The 17,578-nt window shown below is 50.9% G+C and carries 12 protein-coding genes, 2 tRNA genes and 1 other RNA gene; 1 reads left to right on the top strand and 14 read right to left on the bottom strand.

The genetic code is table 11. The features are described 5' to 3' along the window. Window positions 1-663 precede the first annotated feature (663 nt). The 8 genes from DWY89_RS13610 to ffs form a co-directional block, all read right to left on the bottom strand. The gene (locus DWY89_RS13610; protein WP_107001682.1) at window positions 664-1,398 is read right to left on the bottom strand and encodes a CvpA family protein; all 735 of its coding nucleotides are present in this window, start codon (window positions 1,396-1,398) and stop codon (window positions 664-666) included. Next, a complete protein-coding gene (locus DWY89_RS13605; RefSeq protein ID WP_118524046.1) occupies window positions 1,383-2,207 on the bottom strand; it encodes a Cof-type HAD-IIB family hydrolase in 825 nt (274 codons plus the stop codon). The genes DWY89_RS13610 and DWY89_RS13605 overlap by 16 nt, the downstream gene beginning before the upstream one ends. Window positions 2,208-2,327: 120 nt before the next feature. Beyond that, window positions 2,328-4,574 (bottom strand): hypothetical protein, encoded by a 2,247-nt coding sequence (locus DWY89_RS13600; RefSeq protein ID WP_118524763.1) that lies wholly within the window; start codon window positions 4,572-4,574, stop codon window positions 2,328-2,330. A gap of 90 nt (window positions 4,575-4,664) precedes the next feature. After that, the gene (gene recR / locus DWY89_RS13595) at window positions 4,665-5,264 is read right to left on the bottom strand and encodes a recombination mediator RecR (RefSeq protein ID WP_022359051.1); all 600 of its coding nucleotides are present in this window, start codon (window positions 5,262-5,264) and stop codon (window positions 4,665-4,667) included. Between the two features lie 3 nt (window positions 5,265-5,267). Next, window positions 5,268-5,621 (bottom strand): YbaB/EbfC family nucleoid-associated protein, encoded by a 354-nt coding sequence (locus DWY89_RS13590; RefSeq protein ID WP_022359050.1) that lies wholly within the window; start codon window positions 5,619-5,621, stop codon window positions 5,268-5,270. A 157-nt stretch (window positions 5,622-5,778) separates the two neighbouring features. Next, window positions 5,779-7,398, bottom strand: coding sequence for a DNA polymerase III subunit gamma/tau (gene dnaX, locus DWY89_RS13585; RefSeq protein WP_118524047.1), 1,620 nt, complete (start codon window positions 7,396-7,398; stop codon window positions 5,779-5,781). Window positions 7,399-7,415: 17 nt separating this feature from the next. Beyond that, window positions 7,416-8,495 (bottom strand): ATP-dependent 6-phosphofructokinase, encoded by a 1,080-nt coding sequence (locus tag DWY89_RS13580; protein ID WP_118473071.1) that lies wholly within the window; start codon window positions 8,493-8,495, stop codon window positions 7,416-7,418. Between the two features lie 336 nt (window positions 8,496-8,831). Then, an RNA gene (gene ffs, locus DWY89_RS13575) (signal recognition particle sRNA large type) lies at window positions 8,832-9,094 on the bottom strand. A 272-nt stretch (window positions 9,095-9,366) separates the two neighbouring features. Here ffs and DWY89_RS13570 point away from each other — a divergent pair. After that, complete coding sequence (locus tag DWY89_RS13570) at window positions 9,367-10,392, top strand: branched-chain amino acid aminotransferase (RefSeq protein ID WP_118293773.1); 1,026 nt, start codon at window positions 9,367-9,369, stop codon at window positions 10,390-10,392. Between the two features lie 55 nt (window positions 10,393-10,447). On the opposite strand, the gene tadA is transcribed toward DWY89_RS13570, so the two are convergent. From tadA to ftsH, 6 genes are all read right to left on the bottom strand, one after another. Then, window positions 10,448-10,936 carry a tRNA adenosine(34) deaminase TadA gene (gene tadA / locus DWY89_RS13565; RefSeq protein ID WP_107001776.1) on the bottom strand — a complete coding sequence of 163 codons (489 nt, stop codon included), beginning with the start codon at window positions 10,934-10,936 and terminating at the stop codon, window positions 10,448-10,450. 216 nt (window positions 10,937-11,152) lie between these two features. After that, window positions 11,153-12,514, bottom strand: coding sequence for a DUF6128 domain-containing protein (locus tag DWY89_RS13560; RefSeq protein ID WP_118524762.1), 1,362 nt, complete (start codon window positions 12,512-12,514; stop codon window positions 11,153-11,155). Window positions 12,515-12,653: 139 nt separating this feature from the next. Continuing rightward, window positions 12,654-12,739: transfer RNA gene (locus tag DWY89_RS13555), tRNA-Leu, on the bottom strand. Window positions 12,740-12,772: 33 nt separating this feature from the next. Then, a tRNA-Tyr gene (locus DWY89_RS13550) sits at window positions 12,773-12,854 on the bottom strand. A gap of 156 nt (window positions 12,855-13,010) precedes the next feature. Beyond that, the gene (locus DWY89_RS13545; RefSeq protein ID WP_118469445.1) at window positions 13,011-15,176 is read right to left on the bottom strand and encodes a glycoside hydrolase family 13 protein; all 2,166 of its coding nucleotides are present in this window, start codon (window positions 15,174-15,176) and stop codon (window positions 13,011-13,013) included. Window positions 15,177-15,763: 587 nt separating this feature from the next. Next, on the bottom strand, window positions 15,764-17,572 hold the full coding sequence (gene ftsH / locus DWY89_RS13540; RefSeq protein WP_333491459.1) for an ATP-dependent zinc metalloprotease FtsH: 1,809 nt from the start codon (window positions 17,570-17,572) through the stop codon (window positions 15,764-15,766). Window positions 17,573-17,578 lie beyond the last annotated feature (6 nt).

The following is a 17,578-nucleotide window of genomic DNA, read 5'->3' as shown; positions in this document are numbered from 1 at the left end:
TTTGATTCCAGTCAAAATTCGCTTGGCTAATTTTAACCGTTATTACTGTTGTTTTGGTTTTGTTCTGAATGTTCTCTTGAACTTCAAGGCTTAACCAAAAGCCTTTGTTCTTAGAATTTTCAGGGTTTTACATACTGTTCAGTTTTCAAGGTTCTTTGTTGTTGTCTCATTGACAGCTCATTTATATTACCACAAGCAGTTATCTTTGTCAACAACTTTTTTTATTTTATTTTTCGCAACTGAGCTTTCGCTCAACAGCTTGGATATCATATCATAGGCAGTTGTCGTTGTCAACTATTTTTTCTTAATTTTCAAAACATTTTCGCAAATAAGAAAACCTGTGATATTCGATTTTCCCTGCATATGCAGACCAACGTCAAAACACGTTAGAGTTAGAGTTTACCATTTCAGCATTAACTTGTCAAGCGATTTTCACTTGTTTTTTCGCTGACATATTCCATACAGAATCATTGCGCATCCTCGCGGAGCGTTTATCTCAGCCGAAGACCCAACTCCCACTGAGACAAATTTGCTATTACTCGCCACCTAAAGAGGTGGGAGTCTTCTCGACTGAAATAAAAAATTTGGCACACCTAACTCATCACTAAGCAGCGAGAATGCGGTGTGCCGTTTTTCAATATCACAGTTTTTCTCTATACGCTTTTAAATAATCCGTTTCACAACACCCATCAGGATGCTTCCAAGCATATTGTGGTCATACAGCCAGGTCAGCCAGATATTGCTTTCTATCTGGTTCAGGAAAAGTTCACCAATCGCCGTTGCCGAGAACAGTGTAATAAGCAGTGCTGCAATCCAGACGAAAAAGATCCCTTCCGCGCCCCCCAACACGGCACCTGCCAGACGGTTCAGCCCCGATATGATCGGCAGCCGGGAGACCACATTGAGCGATACGGACAGAACACGCAGTCCGCCGAACACGGCTGCAAACAGCAGAAAAAAACTTATAATATTGATCAGGCTGTTTGCCAGATAACGGCTGACGTAGTGGGTAAAGCTGCTTACACCCAGCGCCTCGTAAACTTCGCTGTTATTATTCTCCAGAAGCGCATCCTTTAACTGTTCCGGAAGCTCCATTTCTTCAATAATACTGCGCTGTACGGATGGCGGCGCCGCGTCAGCTGCCTCATTTTCCGCCTCATCGTCCTTTTGGATAAATTTCGTCACGCTGTCCTCCACCGCCTGATAGACCACCTCATTGCTGCGAAGCAGATTCGCGACAGACGGCGCACCAAAATGAACCACCCCCAGCGACAGCACCAGGGAAACGGCCGAGACTGCCAGGCGGACAAATCCGCGGTAATGCCCGTACAGTACCATGGAAACCAGATAGACTGCCACCACCACAAACAGCCAGTTTTCTTTTATATAAGCACCCATTGTCTGATCGCCTCCGCTACGCCCTCTTCCCGGTTCGAAGCGGCAATCCGGTCTGCGCGTTCCTTTAAAAATGGGGCGCCATTTTCCATCGCTACGCCGATTCCTGCTGCCTCCAGCATGGGCCAGTCGTTTTCGCCGTCTCCAAATGCCATCGTCTCCTCCGCTTCAATTCCCAGATACTGACAGAGATTCCGCAGCCCGCTCCCCTTTGTGATGCCCGCCGCGTTGAGTTCCAGATTCCACGGAAGCGAGGAGGTCACCAGAACCTCCGGCATCGCTTCCAGCTTTGCCCGGACTGCCTGCTTGCTCTCCCGGTCCTTAAAATTTAAATTCATCTTCTGCACCGGGCATTTTTTCTCCCGCAGATACTCCACCATGTCAGTAACTGCCCGGCGCGTCGCCCGGATATAGGCGCATTCACGTTCCGATATCCCGTATTCTTCCAGCTGTGCCAGCAATCGCGTCTCGCTGACGCCGCCCTCCGATACATACATATCGTAAATAACCGGATGCCGGCGCAGCACCTCAATCACCCGGATCGTCTTTTCCCAGCTCAGGCAGCTTTCCGACACCCAGGTATTTTTTCCGAAATCCCGGACGACCGCCCCATTTGTAAATATGCCATAGTGGACGCCCGGCAGGCTCAAAACCTCCTCTGGCACTGCCGGGAGCGCGCGCCCGGTCGCCGGAACAATCTCAATCCCCCGCTGCGCGCACAGTTCCATCACCTGTCTTGTTTTTTCCGACACGTGCATTTTTTCATTTAACAGTGTCCCATCTAAATCGAGGGCTATTAACCGTGTTCCCATCTTTCTCTCCCGTATCTCTTTTTACTGTCCACTACCAGAAAACGCTGCCGGGAAGCATTCCCCCGCAGCGCTCTCTTTTATTAATTGGTTTTAATTTTAAAATTTCTCGAATTGTTTTAATTAATCAAAGAAATGCTTCTCTTTCAGAATCAGAAGTCCATCCTTATCATATTTCGATGAGAACAGTCCGCTGAAGGATTTCTTCTCCGCCTTATCTGCAGCTTCCTCGATCAAATCTTCGGCACTTGTCTTGGTAAGCGGTTCTCCGTCCTCCTCCATCATCTCAGCGCGCTCGTACAGAGCCAGCATGCTCTTTCCTGAAATACTGCAGTCGATCTCCGATGCATATTTGCAGGCATACTGAACAAACTCCTCAACATCCATATCGCCGGACTTTTTGGACGGTTTCTCTTCCGGCTCATCCTCTGGATAATTGGAATACTCGTCGTCCTCGCGTTCGTCTTTATAGCTGTCTTTGTAATCGTCCTTATAATCATCACGATAGCCGCCACGCGCATAATCATCCTCCGGCTCATACTCGTCCTTCTCGTAGTGATCTTCTTCGTCTTCATACTCTGGCTCGCCATCGCGTCTTGCCTCTTCCTGACGGCGCAGTTCTTCTCTCTGCTGCTCTGCCAGACGGCGATCTTCCTCCGCTTTACGCGCTTCTTCTGCCTCTTTGGCTGCCAGTGCCTGTGCTTCTGCCTTGGCGCGCTCTTCTTCCTCACGGCGGGCTGCTGCTTCCTGCTGTCTGCGTTTTTCCTCTGCCTCTTTTTCTGCCTGACGGCGGATCTCCGCTTCACGCTCTGCCTGGCGTTTTCTGGCTGCTTCTGCTTCCTGCTGCGCCTGCTGGCGTTTCAGCTCTTCCTCGCGCGCCTGTGCCAGCTTCGCTGCATCGTCTTTCTGGTTTTCACAGCCGATATACTGGAAACGCTCTGCTAATGCCGGATATGCGCGGTGCATCTGCTCTAAACGTGCCTGCGTATCAATCAGAACAACGACCATGCCGGTTTCATCCTGTGTCATCAGTTCTTCCAGCTCTTCCACCGTCAAATCGTCCAGATCAGCTGCATGCTCGACCACCAGATCCTTGCCTGCCAGGCGCTCCGTCACCGATGCGATGCCGCGATGGGAAAGGTTTGCACCGCTGATCTTGGCAACCGGATGCTTGGTTCCCAGCTCGCGGTGAATCTTTTTCAGAGAATCAAGTGCCATCGCAAGACCGGCTGCCGGATCTTCCGCCTCGATCATCAGATGATTTGATTCCTTGATCTCCTCTTCTTCCTCTTCCGGTTCGAAATCCCAGTCTTCCACTATGGTTTCCTCTTCCTCTTCAAATTCATGAATCGGAGCTTCCTCGCTCTTTTCCTCTGCCTCTGCCGGCTCTAGGTCGCGGAGATTCCTGAAAACACGTGTCTCCCCTTCGGATGCGCCCTCTTCCTCATCGTAAGGCTTGATCTTGGACACTTCTTTTGCCAGCGCTTCTTCCGCCTGTGCTTCATGAAGGCTTGCTACTACATCCTCGTCCAGCGCAGCCTTTTCTACTTTCTCGTCCGCCGGTTTTGTCTCAGCTTTCGGTTTTCCAGCCTTCTCTTCTGGCTCTGCCTGCTCCGGCTGTCCCTCCGGCTCGTTCTCCGGTTCGTCGTCCAGCTCTGCCTCCGGCTCATCCGTATCCAGATACTCTCCTTCCGGCTCTGGCTTGCGGTATGTACCGTTCTTGTACTCTTCTTCCACCGCACGCAGCTTCTCTTCGTACTTCTCGCGGTTTTCCACCAGATCCATCTGATATTTCGTCAGCGGCGCATACTGAAGTTTCAGTTCCATTGCCTTGTCCACATATTTGCCAAGACCGAACATCAGCATGATCTTGTCGCAGATCCGCACACAGTCGTCCGCCTGGTTCGCCTGATGATAAAGCTCTGCCAGGTGGTACAGCCATTTCTCATCCAGCTCTTCCTGACAATATCTCTCCAGAGAATTGATCTGCTGCTCTAACGGCGCATCCTTCGCCTCCAGAATCAGGAAACGAAGCAGGTACTGGCGCGGGTCATCGCCGGACAGCTCACAGAACTCCCGGTAATATGCCTCTGCCTCCTGAATATTATTTTCACGCAGTGCAAGGTCGGTCAGCTTATATAAAAGCCCCTTTCCAAGCGGCGCTCTCTCATATGCCAGCAATAAAATATCCTTGGCATCCTGATACTCTGCATTTTTCTCATAAATCTGGGAAATCATCGTAAGCAGGCTGGTGCTGCGTACACGACGCCAGTCGATGGTATCGGCGATCTTCATCGCCGTCTCGAAATCTCCCTTGTTAACCAGTTTCTTAATCTGCTCTACCTTGATGTTAAACTCGTATTTATCCATCTTATGCATCTCCTAACTTCCTGCCGCGGCAGAAGTTTTATTGTTACTGTTCACGCATACGTGCCCAGTAACGTTTTATTTGCTCACCGGCTACAGCTCTGTACGCCCATCCAGCGCGCGCAGAAGCGTTACCTCATCAATATATTCCAAGTCGCCCCCGACCGGAACGCCGCTGGCGATTCGCGTCACCCGGATCCCTGTCGGCTTAATCAGCTTGCTCAAATACATCGCGGTCGTCTCGCCCTCCAGGCTTGAGTTGGTTGCGATAATGACCTCACGAACCTCCTCTTTCTGCAGGCGAGTCATCAGCTCCTTGAGCCGGATGTCGCCCGGTCCGATCCCCAGCATCGGGGAGATCGCCCCATGCAGCACATGATAGACCCCGTTGTATTTTCCTGTCTTCTCATATGCCGCCAGATCGCGCGTATTTTCCACCACCATGATCGTCTCATGATCACGCCGGTCGCTGCTGCAGATCGGGCACAGTTCCTTATCAGTCAATGTGCAGCACTCCTTGCAGTAACGCACATTCTGCTTGGCTTCCAGAATCGCGCCGGACAAGTGCCTGACCTGTTCTTCCGGCATATTGATGATATGAAATGCAAGACGCTGCGCCGATTTACTTCCGATTCCGGGAAGTTTTGACAATTCTTCGATTAGCTTGCTAATCTGGCTACTGTAATAATCCATCGCTTAAAACGGGAATCCGCCTCCCAGACCGCCAAGACCACCGGTCAACTGGGACATCATCTGGCTGCTGTCCTCTTCCGCCTGACGGAATGCCTCGTTGGTCGCCGCCACGATCAGATCCTCTAACATCTCGATATCATCCGGATCCACTACTTCCTCAGACAGTTTCACGGAAAGAACCTCTTTTTTACCAGATACGGTCACGGTTACAGCGCCGCCGCCTGCGGATGCGCTGTACTGCTTCTCCTCCAGCTCTTTCTGCTTCTCTTCCATCTGGCGCTGCATTCTCTGCGCCTGCTTCATTAAATTGTTCATATTGCCCGGCATACCGCCTGGGAAACCGCCACGTTTTGCCATGGTGTCATTCCTCTCTTTCACTTCTTTTTATTTATATTCAGACTGGCTGCCGATTGCAGCCGGTTCTATATATCATATAAACCCACTAATATCATTTATCTGCATTTAATCACAGCTTCTTGCATTACAAAACAAGGCTCATCTTTGGCAAGCTCCACTACACGGAATCATCCTCTTCGACAATCACATCGGTATGGATTGCGTTCTTTAAATCCTCATCACTGACATAAACCGTTCTTTGCGGCACAGCAGATGATTCTAAACGGACTTTAAATTGCAGAGTCTTTTTGTATTTTTCTTGCACTACTTCCTGCAAATTCTTAATCTCAGGCTCCCGATTGATAATTCCAAACGTATTTTCATCTGTACACACAATGCAAAGGCAGCCTTCGCCCGCCGGTTCTACACTTGTCTTGGGAAGACTGAGTCTAATCGAACCCACAAGCTGGCTCAGGGACGCAATCCGTCCCCATTCTTTCCGCATCAGCATCAGATCTTCGTACTGTGCCGGCGGAAGGGATACCGTCTTCGGCTCAGGCGGCGTTTCCACCACAGCCGTTTTGGAGGATGCCGCCTGCCCCGCTGCCGGTGCAAGGGACGCCAGTTTCTGTAGATTGTCCGGCATTTCCTGCATTTTCTGCTCTAATAGCGTAATCCGCTGTAAAATGGAATCAAGATTCTGTTCCATCGACGGCGTCGTCAGCTTGATAAAGGCAATCTCCACCAGAATCCGCTTCTGTGACGCGTAGCGCAGCTGCCCGGAAAGTTCCGAGAAAATACGGATGTAACGCATAAGCGTTTCCGTATCAACGCCTGCCGCCTCTTCCTTTAAAACTGCCAGATTTTCCTCCGACATATCGAGCATATCGCCCGGTTCGTCGGTCGTCTTGGCAATCAGGAGATTTCGCATATACCAGACGAAATCGTTGACGAGCTGCGAAAGATCGCGCCCCTGGATGATCATTTCCTCAATCTCACGGATGCACGCCTTCGTATCACTTGCAAGCACCGCCTGAAACAGCTTGCTGAACACGCGGTTATCGACCGCGCCCAACACCTCGAGCACATTGTCATACGTCAGCTTTTCCCCGAAATGGAACGCCACGCACTGATCGAGAAGGCTTAACGCATCTCGCATCGAGCCATCCGCCGCACGTGCCACATACCTAAGTGCCCGGTCGTCTACATCGATCTGCTCCGCCTGCGTCAGCTCCGCCAGCCGTCCCGCGATGGTATCGATCGAGATCCGCTTGAAATCATATCTCTGGCACCGGGACAGGATCGTGATCGGGATCTTGTGGACCTCCGTCGTCGCCAAGATAAATATAACGTAGGACGGCGGTTCTTCCAGCGTCTTTAAGAGCGCATTGAACGCGCCGATCGAAAGCATATGAACCTCGTCAATGATGTAGACGCGGTAGCGCCCATCCGTCGGCGGGTACTGCACCTGCTCCCGGATATCGCGGATATTTTCCACACCATTGTTGGATGCCGCATCGATCTCCACCACATTGAGGGAAGCTCCTTCCGCAATCTGGCGGCACATACTGCACTCGCCGCAGGGGCTGCCGTCCACCGGATGTTCACAGTTGACTGCCCGTGCAAAGATCTTGGCAATACTCGTCTTACCGGTTCCGCGCGTCCCGCAGAAGAGGTACGCGTGCCCGATCCGCCCGGAGTTGATCTGATTTTTCAGGGTCTTTACGATATGGTCCTGACCCCGGACCTCTTCAAAGGACGTCGGACGCCATTTTCTGTACAGTGCTGTATATGACATAAACTACTACTTCCTTACTATTCGTCGCCGAAGCTGATGCCTACATCCTTAGCTTCCCGGATAATATCGCTCTTCGGATCGACCATCTTTAATTTACCGGCAATGTCCGCGAGCGGAATTTTTTCAATCTTATTGTTGTTTAAAGCGACCATATAGCCGTATTCTTTGCGGCGGATCATCTCTGCTGCCTCCGCGCCGAGGCGCGTCGCAATCACGCGATCATACGGGCATGGCTCGCCTCCGCGCTGCATATGCCCCGGAACCGTCACACGGATCTCCTGCCCCGTCCGCTCGGAAATCTGGGCGCCCAGCTCGTAAGCGACCGACGGATAAACCGGTCCATTTTTCTTCTTTTCTTTTAATTCTTTCTTGGTCAGGGCTGCATTTTCCTTGGAAATCGCGCCCTCTGCGACCGCCAGAATCGTGAAATTCTTGCCATTTTTAGTACGGCTGCGGATCGCATTTACCACCACATCAATATCATACGGGATCTCCGGCAGGAGAATGATGTCAGCTCCGCCCGCGATGCCTGCATAGAGCGCCAGCCATCCCACCTTGTGGCCCATGATCTCCACGATGAAGACTCTGCCATGAGACGCCGCCGTCGTATGAATACAGTCGATGGCATTGGTCGCTACATCAACCGCACTATGGAATCCAAACGTAAGATCGCTGCCCCAGAGATCGTTGTCTATGGTCTTCGGAAGAGAAACGATATTGAGTCCTTCCTCCCGCAGCAGATTTGCCGTCTTCTGGCTGCCGTTGCCACCTAAAATGACGAGGCATTCCAGTTTCAGCTTGTAATAGGTGTGTTTCATCGCTTCCACTTTATCCAGACCGTTCTCGTCCGGCATCCGCATCAGCTTGAAAGGCTGTCTGGAAGTTCCCAGAATCGTACCTCCGCGTGTCAGAATCCCGGAAAAATCCGACTGTTTCATAATCCGGTAGTCTGCATACATAAGACCTTTATAGCCGTCTTCAAATCCAACTATCTCTATGTCATCAAACATTTTGTACAGCGATTTTGCCACGCCTCGCATCGTCGCATTTAAGCTCTGGCAGTCGCCGCCGCTGGTTAACATACCGATTCTTCTCATGAGCGCTTTCCCTTTCTTCATAACCGTCCAGTACCTTCACAGTTACCCTTATTCTAAGTTTCCAACAACCCCCATATCAGGATAAACTACACCCATTTTGTAATTATAATACAATCATATCCCGCGGGCAAGAAAAAATTCCTTACAAATATCATAGACATAAAAATACCGGGATACGCGCTTTTAATCTGCCCCGGCACGGTATTCCTACCCCCTGGCAAATCAAATTCCACATATCCCGGCTATATTCACACACCTGCAAAAATGCTTGTTTCTGTATCTATTATTTTCTATTTTTTATTTCATAGGAAGCAATTTCCTATGAAATAAAAAAATCCGCACGCCCGGCTTCGAACGTATGCCATGGACGTTACCCTGACAGTTAACTCGGTCCAGGCTGCCTTGCGGCACACAGAAGGTTCTGCTTAGTGCTGCTGCATTCCTGCCCTGACACGGTTCACAGATTTCTGTTGCGCAAGACCCAGACTTCAACGCCACTTTTCAGGGGCAGCCCCACAGTAAAAACGCCCTCGGTCGGACAACACCCCTGCTATAGCGGATTGCAGGTACAGGGCACCGCTAACTCCCCGGCTGTGCGGAAACTTTATGACTTGATCTTATATGACGGAATGACCTGCAGACCGTCAGCCTGTTTAGTATACATGGCAGCCGCCGTTTTGTCAAGCCGGAGCTTGACTAACAAGCATTGTATAAAAATACACAAGAATACATTTTATTGTTTTTTTATCATTTTTTATCCCAGAATCTTGCAACAGAAGAAAGAAATTATTATAATAGGTATAAATCTAGCGACTGCAAAAAGTCAAACAGTTACTAAATCATAAAATTCTGTAAGATTGGAGCAACGATTATGGAGAAGAAAAATATCGACTGGAGCAACATCGGTTTCGGCTATATGCCAACGGATTACCGCTATGTTTCCATGTACCAGAATGGTTCCTGGGACGAAGGCGTCCTTACCTCCGACCCGAATATTACCTTGAATGAATGTGCCTGTGTTCTGCAGTATGCACAGACTTGCTTCGAGGGTCTGAAAGCGTATACGACCGAAGACGGCCATATCGTTACGTTCCGTCCTGACTTAAACGGCGAGCGTATGGAGAATTCCGCAAAAGGTCTTGAAATGCCGCCATTCCCGAAGGAGCGCTTCGTAGACGCCATCACAAAAGTAGTAGAAGCCAACGCAGCATTCGTACCGCCGTATGGTTCCGGTGCAACCCTGTACATCCGCCCGTATATGTTCGGTTATGATTCCATCATCGGCGTTAAACCGGCAAACATCTATCAGTTCCGCGTATTCTGTACACCGGTTGGCCCGTACTTCAAGGGCGGCGCTAAACCGATCACCATCCGCGTCAGCGATTTCGACCGTGCAGCACCTCACGGAACCGGTCACATCAAAGCCGGATTAAACTACGCGATGAGCCTGCATGCGATCGTCGATGCTCATAAGAACGGTTTCGATGAGAACATCTACCTGGATCCGCAGACACGTACCAAGATCGAGGAGACCGGCGGCGCAAACGTTATCTTTATCACCAAAGACGGCAAGCTGGTAACTCCGAAGTCCAACAGCATCCTTCCGTCTATCACACGCCGTTCTATCCTGCAGGTTGCAAGAGATTACCTTGGCATGGAGACCGAAGAGCGTGAAGTATACTTAGACGAAGTAAAAGATTTCGCAGAGTGCGGTCTGTGCGGTACCGCAGCTGTTATCTCCCCGGTTGGCAAGATCGTTGACCACGGCAAGGAAATCTGTTTCCCGGCAGGTATGGAGAAGATGGGTCCGGTTACCCAGAAACTCTACGAGACACTGACCGGCATCCAGATGGGTCACATCAAAGCTCCGGAGGGCTGGATCCACGTAATCAAATAAGGACTGTATTTTTCGGTTTGAATGGGAAATATGGAATGCAAAAAGCTGGTGGAAATCATTCACCAGCTTTTTCTTCTTTCTTCTTTTTTCTCTTTTCACGCAATTCTTTGAAAAATTCTTTCAACATCATCGAACATTCCTCGCCCAAAAGTCCTTCTTCTGTCTCCACCTGATGATTGAATCTTTTTTCATCCAGAAGATTCAGTACCGAACCGGCGCAGCCGGCTTTCGGGTTCATGGAACCGATGTAAACTTTTGGAATCCGCGCCTGCACGATCGCCCCTGCGCACATCGGGCATGGTTCCAACGTCACGTACAGCTCACATTCTTCCAGGCGCCAGTCGCCCATGCGCTTGCACGCTTTTTTGATTGCCGCGATCTCCGCATGTGCCAGCGCGCTATGATCGACCATCCGACGGTTGTAACCCCTGCCGATGATTTTGTCCTCATACACGATCACGCAGCCGATCGGCACTTCTCCGAGCGCCCAGGCTTTCTTCGCCTCGCGGATCGCCGCTTTCATATATTTCTCTTCCTGTGTCAATTTTGCTGCCACTGTTTTTTCCTCTTTCTTGTTTTATATATTTCTATCTTTTCCTCCATTCAAATTTATCCGCTTCCAACAACAGACATCCTTATCTCAGTTTCCCGGCAAGTTTGCTCCGCTGCCAACCAAACACCTGAAAGCATTTGACCTATATCCATCCTACCCAGAAAAGCTATCCTTTGTCAAGAGTTCTGTAAAAGGAGCGACCGGCTTTTATGTAAAATTCAAATCCGTATACCAATACCCGAACCGGCTGTCGCGCGGCGGCTGGCGGGTGGAACGGACAAAGCGGTCAAAGCCGAACATCGCCGCCATATATTTTTCATTGTTTCCATAATGTCCCGGCACGCCCAGAATGTAGCGCCCCCGTTCGCCGGGTTTCCCCAGTCTCGCCAGAATCAGATATCGGTAGTTGTAGTAACCGTGCAGAAGAAAGCTGTTATTTCCATACACCCAGTTTTCCCGCGGCAGAAGCCCGATATCCTGCGGTTTGATTACCAGAATCTCGCAGCCGTCGGCGCATTCGAAGGCGGTTACTTTGGGATAGGCAGCACGCAGACGGTTCCAGAGGGACTCGGCGGGATCTTCTTTCGGAAATTCCTTGGATGAATCTGGTTGCGGTTGTTTTTGATTTTGAGAGCCTGGCTGAAATGCTTCTTGATGGTCTGGTGGAGAATCTGGAAGCGCCTCTTTCCGGACTTCCCGGGTGGATTCTTGAGAATCTTTCCGCCGTGCTTCTGTCTGTGCTTCCTGATAGGATTCCTGAAAACTTTCCTTCGGTGTCTCCGTTTGCACTTCTTGAGTGGATTCCTGAAAACTTTCTTGCGGTGTTTCCGTTTGCGTTTCCTGAACAACTTCTGCCTCTTGATGATCGGATGTTTCTGAGATATCTGGAACCGCTTCCATGGTTTCCGTGTCCTCGAAAATCTCCAGGTTTGAATCCTCCAGCTTTTCTGGCTGGGGCTGGCTGATTCCGAAGTCCGTTTCGTTTATATTCACAGCTTCTTTCTTCTCTGTCTCCGTGGATGTGTCCTGATTCTCCATTTCTCCCGACCGGGTAAGTTCTGACGCCTCATCCAATTTTTCTTTCCCTACAGACGCGCTGTTCACTTCCCCAGATACATTCTCTGCCAGTTTCCGCGTTGCCTCTTCCTTCTCCGCTTCCTGCTCCCGCACTTTCTCAGCAGTCACATCCGCCAGCTCAACCTCTGCCGCATGCGCGACGGCATCTTCCCAGATCGTCGTATAGGCACGCCATGCGCTGTCCGTCTCATGAAGAGTCAGACCACAGCACTCTTCCATATTGCAGCCGCTTCCTTCAATATTTTCACAATTGACGACGGCACGGAACTCCCCATTTCCGCCACGGACAAACAGGGTGCCGATACGGATCTCCTCCTGCCCTGCCAGAAGGTATACGCCGATCGGGCTGCCGCCCGCAAAGACACGGCGGACGCTGACCTGAATCCGGCAGGAAGTTCCCCGCGTCTCCAATTTCGCAAATCCCGTATTTTTCCCTTTGATTCCGCCTTCGTATGCATAGATATATGATATTAACCGATGATATGCAGACATGTTTTCACTCCTTTGCTTTGTATTATATGCAAAAGAAGCGCCGGTTTATGACAGGATTTCTATATCCTGATATAAACCAACGCTGCAAATACGTCCGTATAACGCAAAATCGGGAACAGTTAAAAACTGTTCCCGATACTGCCGGCGACCGGAATCGAACCGGTACGAAGTTTAACCCTCGCAGGATTTTAAGTCCTGTGCGTCTGCCAGTTCCGCCACGCCGGCATCATGATTACTCATGACTGGCACAAAGCCAAATGGATGGAGGTGGATTCGAACCACCGAAGCGAGACGCAACAGATTTACAGTCTGCCCCCTTTGGCCACTCGGGAACCCATCCAAAATTGCTCTGACAGTTGAAGATTATAACATGGCTGTCTCAAAAAAGCAAGTGTTTTTATATATTTTATTTAATATTTTTATTTCCATTTTTTCCTGCTTTTGATTCTTCTCGCTCAACTGCCAGAAATCATATATCTTGTCGAAGCCACATTTCCTACAATGCCGTATCATTTCCCGTCAAAACGATACTTCCGACCGGTGGGATTTTCACCTCGATATAGCCGTCCTTTACCTCATGTTCAACCTGTCCGGCGTTGTAACCGTCCTCATAGGTCATCATTTCCCGGCGCAGGAGCGCCCCGTCGCGCGCCCCGATCTGCCAGACCGGAATCTTGAGCGTCAGCCAGTCATCACCTGTATTGACCGCCGTCACGCCGCAGCACGCGCCGCCAGCTCTCTGAGCACTCTGAAAACGTCCATAGGCAATATAGCCATCTCCCGCCGCCAGCGCTTTCAGGGAACCATTTCTAAATGCCGGACAGCGTTTCCGGATGCCGCTCATGTAGCGGTGGAACTCGATCAGCTCCAGATTTTCCCCGCCCCACGGGTACGTCCGGCGGCTGTCCGGATCGGTCCATCCACAGACGCCCGCTTCGTCGCCGTAATAGATCGTCGGTGCGCCCGGCCAGGTCATCTGCATGACAACACCCTGGCGGAAAATGCCATAGCTGATGCCTTCCTCCGCTGCTTTTGCACCTGCCGACGCAAGACGACCCACCCGGCGGTTTGTCCGCGTCATAAAGCGGGAGTGATCGTGGTTGGACAGCTCGTTCATCGCACACTGCACGGAAGCCGTCGGCATTTCACTCATATGGTAGCGCATCGCCTCAAAAAAGGCGCATCCATCCCCAAACAGAGCCGGATTTTCTTCGTCACTGTGCTTCTCCATCCCGGTCAGAAACCATGACAGCGGCTCCATAAACGCATCATAATTCATGACCGTATCCCACTGATCGCCCTTCAGCCAGTCATACGGGCTGCCGTAATGTTCCGCGATCATGACCGCCTCCGGATTTGCCTCCTTGACTGCCGCGCGGAAATCACGCCAGAACTGATGGTTCATCCCGGCGCTCCGCCCCAGATCTGCCGCCACATCCAGCCGCCAGCCATCTGCTCCAAACGGCGCCGATACCCATTTTTTCGCAATCCCCAGAATGTACTGGTACAATTCCGGCGATTCCTCGTAATTGAGCTTCGGAAGCGTCGCGTGTCCCCACCAGCCATCGTAGCTGTCATTAAACGGCCAGGCATTTTCATTGTGAAACTGGAAGAAATAGCGATACGGGCTGTCCTCCGAGACATATGCCCCCTGCGGATAGCCGCCCGCGTGCTGGTACAGAAGTTCCGCATCCAGCCATTTATTGAAAGAACCACAATGGTTGAACACACCGTCCACCAGCACCCGGATTCCCCGCTTGTGCGCTTCCTCAATCAGGCGGGCAAAAAAGGCATCGCTCGCCTCCAGGTTCTGCTCATCCGCCGTCCGCGTCATATATTTATGTGCGCGGTCATTGTCCGTATCTTCCGGGCACACCAGCCCGTCTGCGTCCTCCAGAATCACTCCATAATGCGGATCGATATGGTCGTAGTCCTGACAGTCATACTTATGGTTCGACGGTGATACAAATACCGGATTTAAGTAAATTGCCTCTATCTTGAGACTCTTTAAATAATCAAGTTTATCTAAAACACCCTGAAGATCGCCGCCGTAAAACCGTCCCACATCGAGTGTACCGATCGGTTCCTTCCAGTCCGTCACCCGGGTGACCGGCTTTTTCAGATAAATATATTCATTGGTTTCCGTATCGTTTGTAGGATCGCCGTTGCAGAACCGATCCACATAGATCTGATACATCAGCGCGCCCTTGCTCCACTCCGGCACATGAAACCCCGGAATCAGGCGGAACGGGTGCGCCGCCGCATCCTCTGTCAGCCCGATCCGGTTGTAAAGACAGACGTTCTCGCCCCAGGTTACCTGAAATACATACGAAAATGTTTTCGTTCCCAGAGTCAGCGCACAGCTGTAGTAATCAAAACGGCTGTCTGACTTGTCAGCCATACCGCTACCATCTATGCCTCGATTTGTATCTGCACCGTTCCCAACGCTGCCAGCACAGCACTCCCACGAAAGCCGTTTCATCTGCCACTCCTGCAAAAGCGCCCCGGTCTCCGGGTCACATTCCAGCAGTACAACCGCATCTGCTCCATTTTTCTCTGTTCTGAAATAAAATGTAACGACTTCACCCGCATCTGCCTCCGAAGGACAACGGTAATCCTCTGTCTCGTCGCAAAATAGCGCGTCGCGATTGATCTGCTCCATCTGTTTCCCTTTCCAGCGGTTTCGCCGCTTTCACAATCATGTTATTTTCTGCCCATATTTTACAGGATTTCCCCAAATTACACAAGTTATTTTCACGCCCCTAATTTTAGGTAATAAAAAAGAATGTGCCTTGGCACATTCGGGCGTCTCGCGCGGTCGCTTGCGACATGTTTCTGCTTCGCGCGAGTGTGCATCCTCGCGGAGCGTTTTTTGTTTCATAGGACGTAATTTCCTATGAAATAAAAAAGGTCAGCGGGGTAGCTGACCTTTTTAGGAGAAGGTATTTCGTTTTATGGGGTGTAGCAAAAACTATATAATGTATTGGGGGGGTTACGTCTATTATAATAGCATAGGAGCGGAAATAAGTGTGCACAAACATCGTTTTATTTCGATTTCTTTTTTGTGCAAATCAACACTCTCTCCCGAAATGTCCAGCAAAATCCGCCTGAAATTTGCATAAAAGAAGGTGCCACCACTGCCATTTCCATCTATCCGATGGCTGTCCGGGATGTCTCCCGCACATTCTGGCAGCTGACTGGCACCTTTTTTCAGGCTTATTTGCAGACCTGTTTCATGCTTTGAACTTTTTATGCTTCTATCACCGGAGTTTCAACTTCCCCTGACGGCTTTTCTCCATCCTGGAACAGCGCTTCAAACTCAGCCTGACCGATCTTCTCTTTCTCCATCAGCAGGGCACAGCAGGAATGAAGGACATCCTCGTGATCGAGAATGATCCGTTTTGCCTTGGCGTAGCACTCATCGATGATGCGCTTTACCTCGCTGTCGATCTCGCTCGCCACTTCCTCGCTGTAGGTTCTCGTATGCGCCAGGTCGCGGCCAATAAAGACCTCGTTGTTGTCGCCGCCGTAGTTGATCATGCCCAGCTTCTCTGACATACCGTACTCGGTTACCATCGCGCGCGCCATCGAGGTCGCCTGCTTGATATCCTGGGAAGCGCCGGTCGTGATGTCGTCAAAGATAATCTCCTCGGCGATTCGTCCGCCCAGCGAAACCATGATATTTTGAAGCATTCTGCCCTTCGTCATATGAAGCTCATCCTGCTCCGGAAGCGGCATCGTATAGCCTGCCGCACCAACGCCGGTCGGAATGATCGAAACGGTATGAACCGGTCCCACATCCGGGAGGACATGGAACAGAATCGCATGACCCGCCTCATGGTATGCGGTAATCTTCTTATCTTTCTCGGAAATCACCTTGCTGCGCTTCTCAGCGCCGATTCCCACTTTAATAAAGGCTTTCTCAATATCCGTCTGGGTCAGGAACTTACGTCCCTCTTTTGCGGTATTGATCGCCGCCTCATTCATCAGGTTTTCCAGATCGGCTCCGGTAAATCCAGCGGTTGTCTGCGCGATGCGGTGTAAATCCACATCCTCGCCCAGCGGTTTTTCCTTCGTATGGACGCCGAGAATCTCCTCGCGACCCTTGACGTCTGGTCGTCCGACTGCCACCTTTCGGTCAAATCTGCCCGGCCGCAGAATCGCCGGATCGAGAATATCCACACGGTTCGTCGCCGCCATGACAATGATGCCCTCATTGACGCCGAAACCATCCATCTCAACTAAAAGCTGATTGAGCGTCTGCTCGCGCTCGTCGTGACCGCCACCCATGCCGGTACCACGCTGTCTGGCAACCGCATCGATCTCATCGATAAAGACGATACACGGGGCATTTTTTTTGGCTTCCTCAAACAGGTCGCGGACACGGGATGCGCCAACACCGACGAACATTTCAACAAAATCCGAACCGGAAATCGAGAAGAACGGGACACCCGCCTCGCCCGCTACGGCCTTAGCAAGCAAGGTTTTACCAGTTCCCGGAGGTCCGACTAGGATCACGCCCTTCGGGATGCGCGCTCCGACACCGGTGTATTTCTGCGGGTTTTTCAGGAAATCTACGATCTCCTCCAGTTCCTCTTTCTCCTCTTCCAGACCGGCAACTTTGGTAAAGTTGACCTTGCTGGTCGATACCATCCGGGCACGGCTGCGTCCAAAATTCATCATCTTGGCATTTGCCCCGCCGCCGGAACGGGAATTGATAAACATAAACAGGAAGATCAGGACGCCTGCGGACAAAGCGATCGGCAAGATCACCGTCATAAAATAGCTGTCCTGGCGGACGCTGGTGGTCGTGTACGGAACCCCCGCCTTGCGCAGCGCCATCTCTACTTCCTTCACATCCAGCACATTGAACTCCTCCCGGTCACCGGAGGTTGTCTCAAAAACAACCTCACCGGTCGGCACCTCGCGGTTCGGGCGGATCTGTGCGCTCTCTACGGTCTTATTTTCCAGATATACCATGAACTCCGGATAGCTTAATTCCCGCTCCGTCGCCATTCCAGGAACCTTCAACGAGAAAAACATGATAACAAGCAGCATGAGGAT

The organism is Clostridium sp. AF27-5AA (assembly GCF_003478415.1).
Taxonomy (GTDB): Bacteria; Bacillota; Clostridia; order Lachnospirales; family Lachnospiraceae; genus Otoolea; species Otoolea fessa.
Note: the sequence above shows the minus strand (reverse complement) of the source record. Positions and strands in the feature narration are given on the sequence as shown.

Excerpts from the sequence above, each read along its gene's own strand:
- DWY89_RS13610 (WP_107001682.1), bottom strand. The coding sequence starts at position 1,398 with ATGGGTGCTTATATAAAAGAAAACTGGCTGTTTGTGGTGGTGGCAGTC.
- DWY89_RS13605 (WP_118524046.1), bottom strand. The coding sequence starts at position 2,207 with ATGGGAACACGGTTAATAGCCCTCGATTTAGATGGGACACTGTTAAAT.
- DWY89_RS13600 (WP_118524763.1), bottom strand. The coding sequence starts at position 4,574 with ATGGATAAATACGAGTTTAACATCAAGGTAGAGCAGATTAAGAAACTG.
- recR (WP_022359051.1), bottom strand. The coding sequence starts at position 5,264 with ATGGATTATTACAGTAGCCAGATTAGCAAGCTAATCGAAGAATTGTCA.
- DWY89_RS13590 (WP_022359050.1), bottom strand. The coding sequence starts at position 5,621 with ATGGCAAAACGTGGCGGTTTCCCAGGCGGTATGCCGGGCAATATGAAC.
- dnaX (WP_118524047.1), bottom strand. The coding sequence starts at position 7,398 with ATGTCATATACAGCACTGTACAGAAAATGGCGTCCGACGTCCTTTGAA.
- DWY89_RS13580 (WP_118473071.1), bottom strand. The coding sequence starts at position 8,495 with ATGAGAAGAATCGGTATGTTAACCAGCGGCGGCGACTGCCAGAGCTTA.
- DWY89_RS13570 (WP_118293773.1), top strand. The coding sequence starts at position 9,367 with ATGGAGAAGAAAAATATCGACTGGAGCAACATCGGTTTCGGCTATATG.
- DWY89_RS13560 (WP_118524762.1), bottom strand. The coding sequence starts at position 12,514 with ATGTCTGCATATCATCGGTTAATATCATATATCTATGCATACGAAGGC.
- DWY89_RS13545 (WP_118469445.1), bottom strand. The coding sequence starts at position 15,176 with ATGGAGCAGATCAATCGCGACGCGCTATTTTGCGACGAGACAGAGGAT.
- ftsH (WP_333491459.1), bottom strand. The coding sequence starts at position 17,572 with ATGCTGCTTGTTATCATGTTTTTCTCGTTGAAGGTTCCTGGAATGGCG.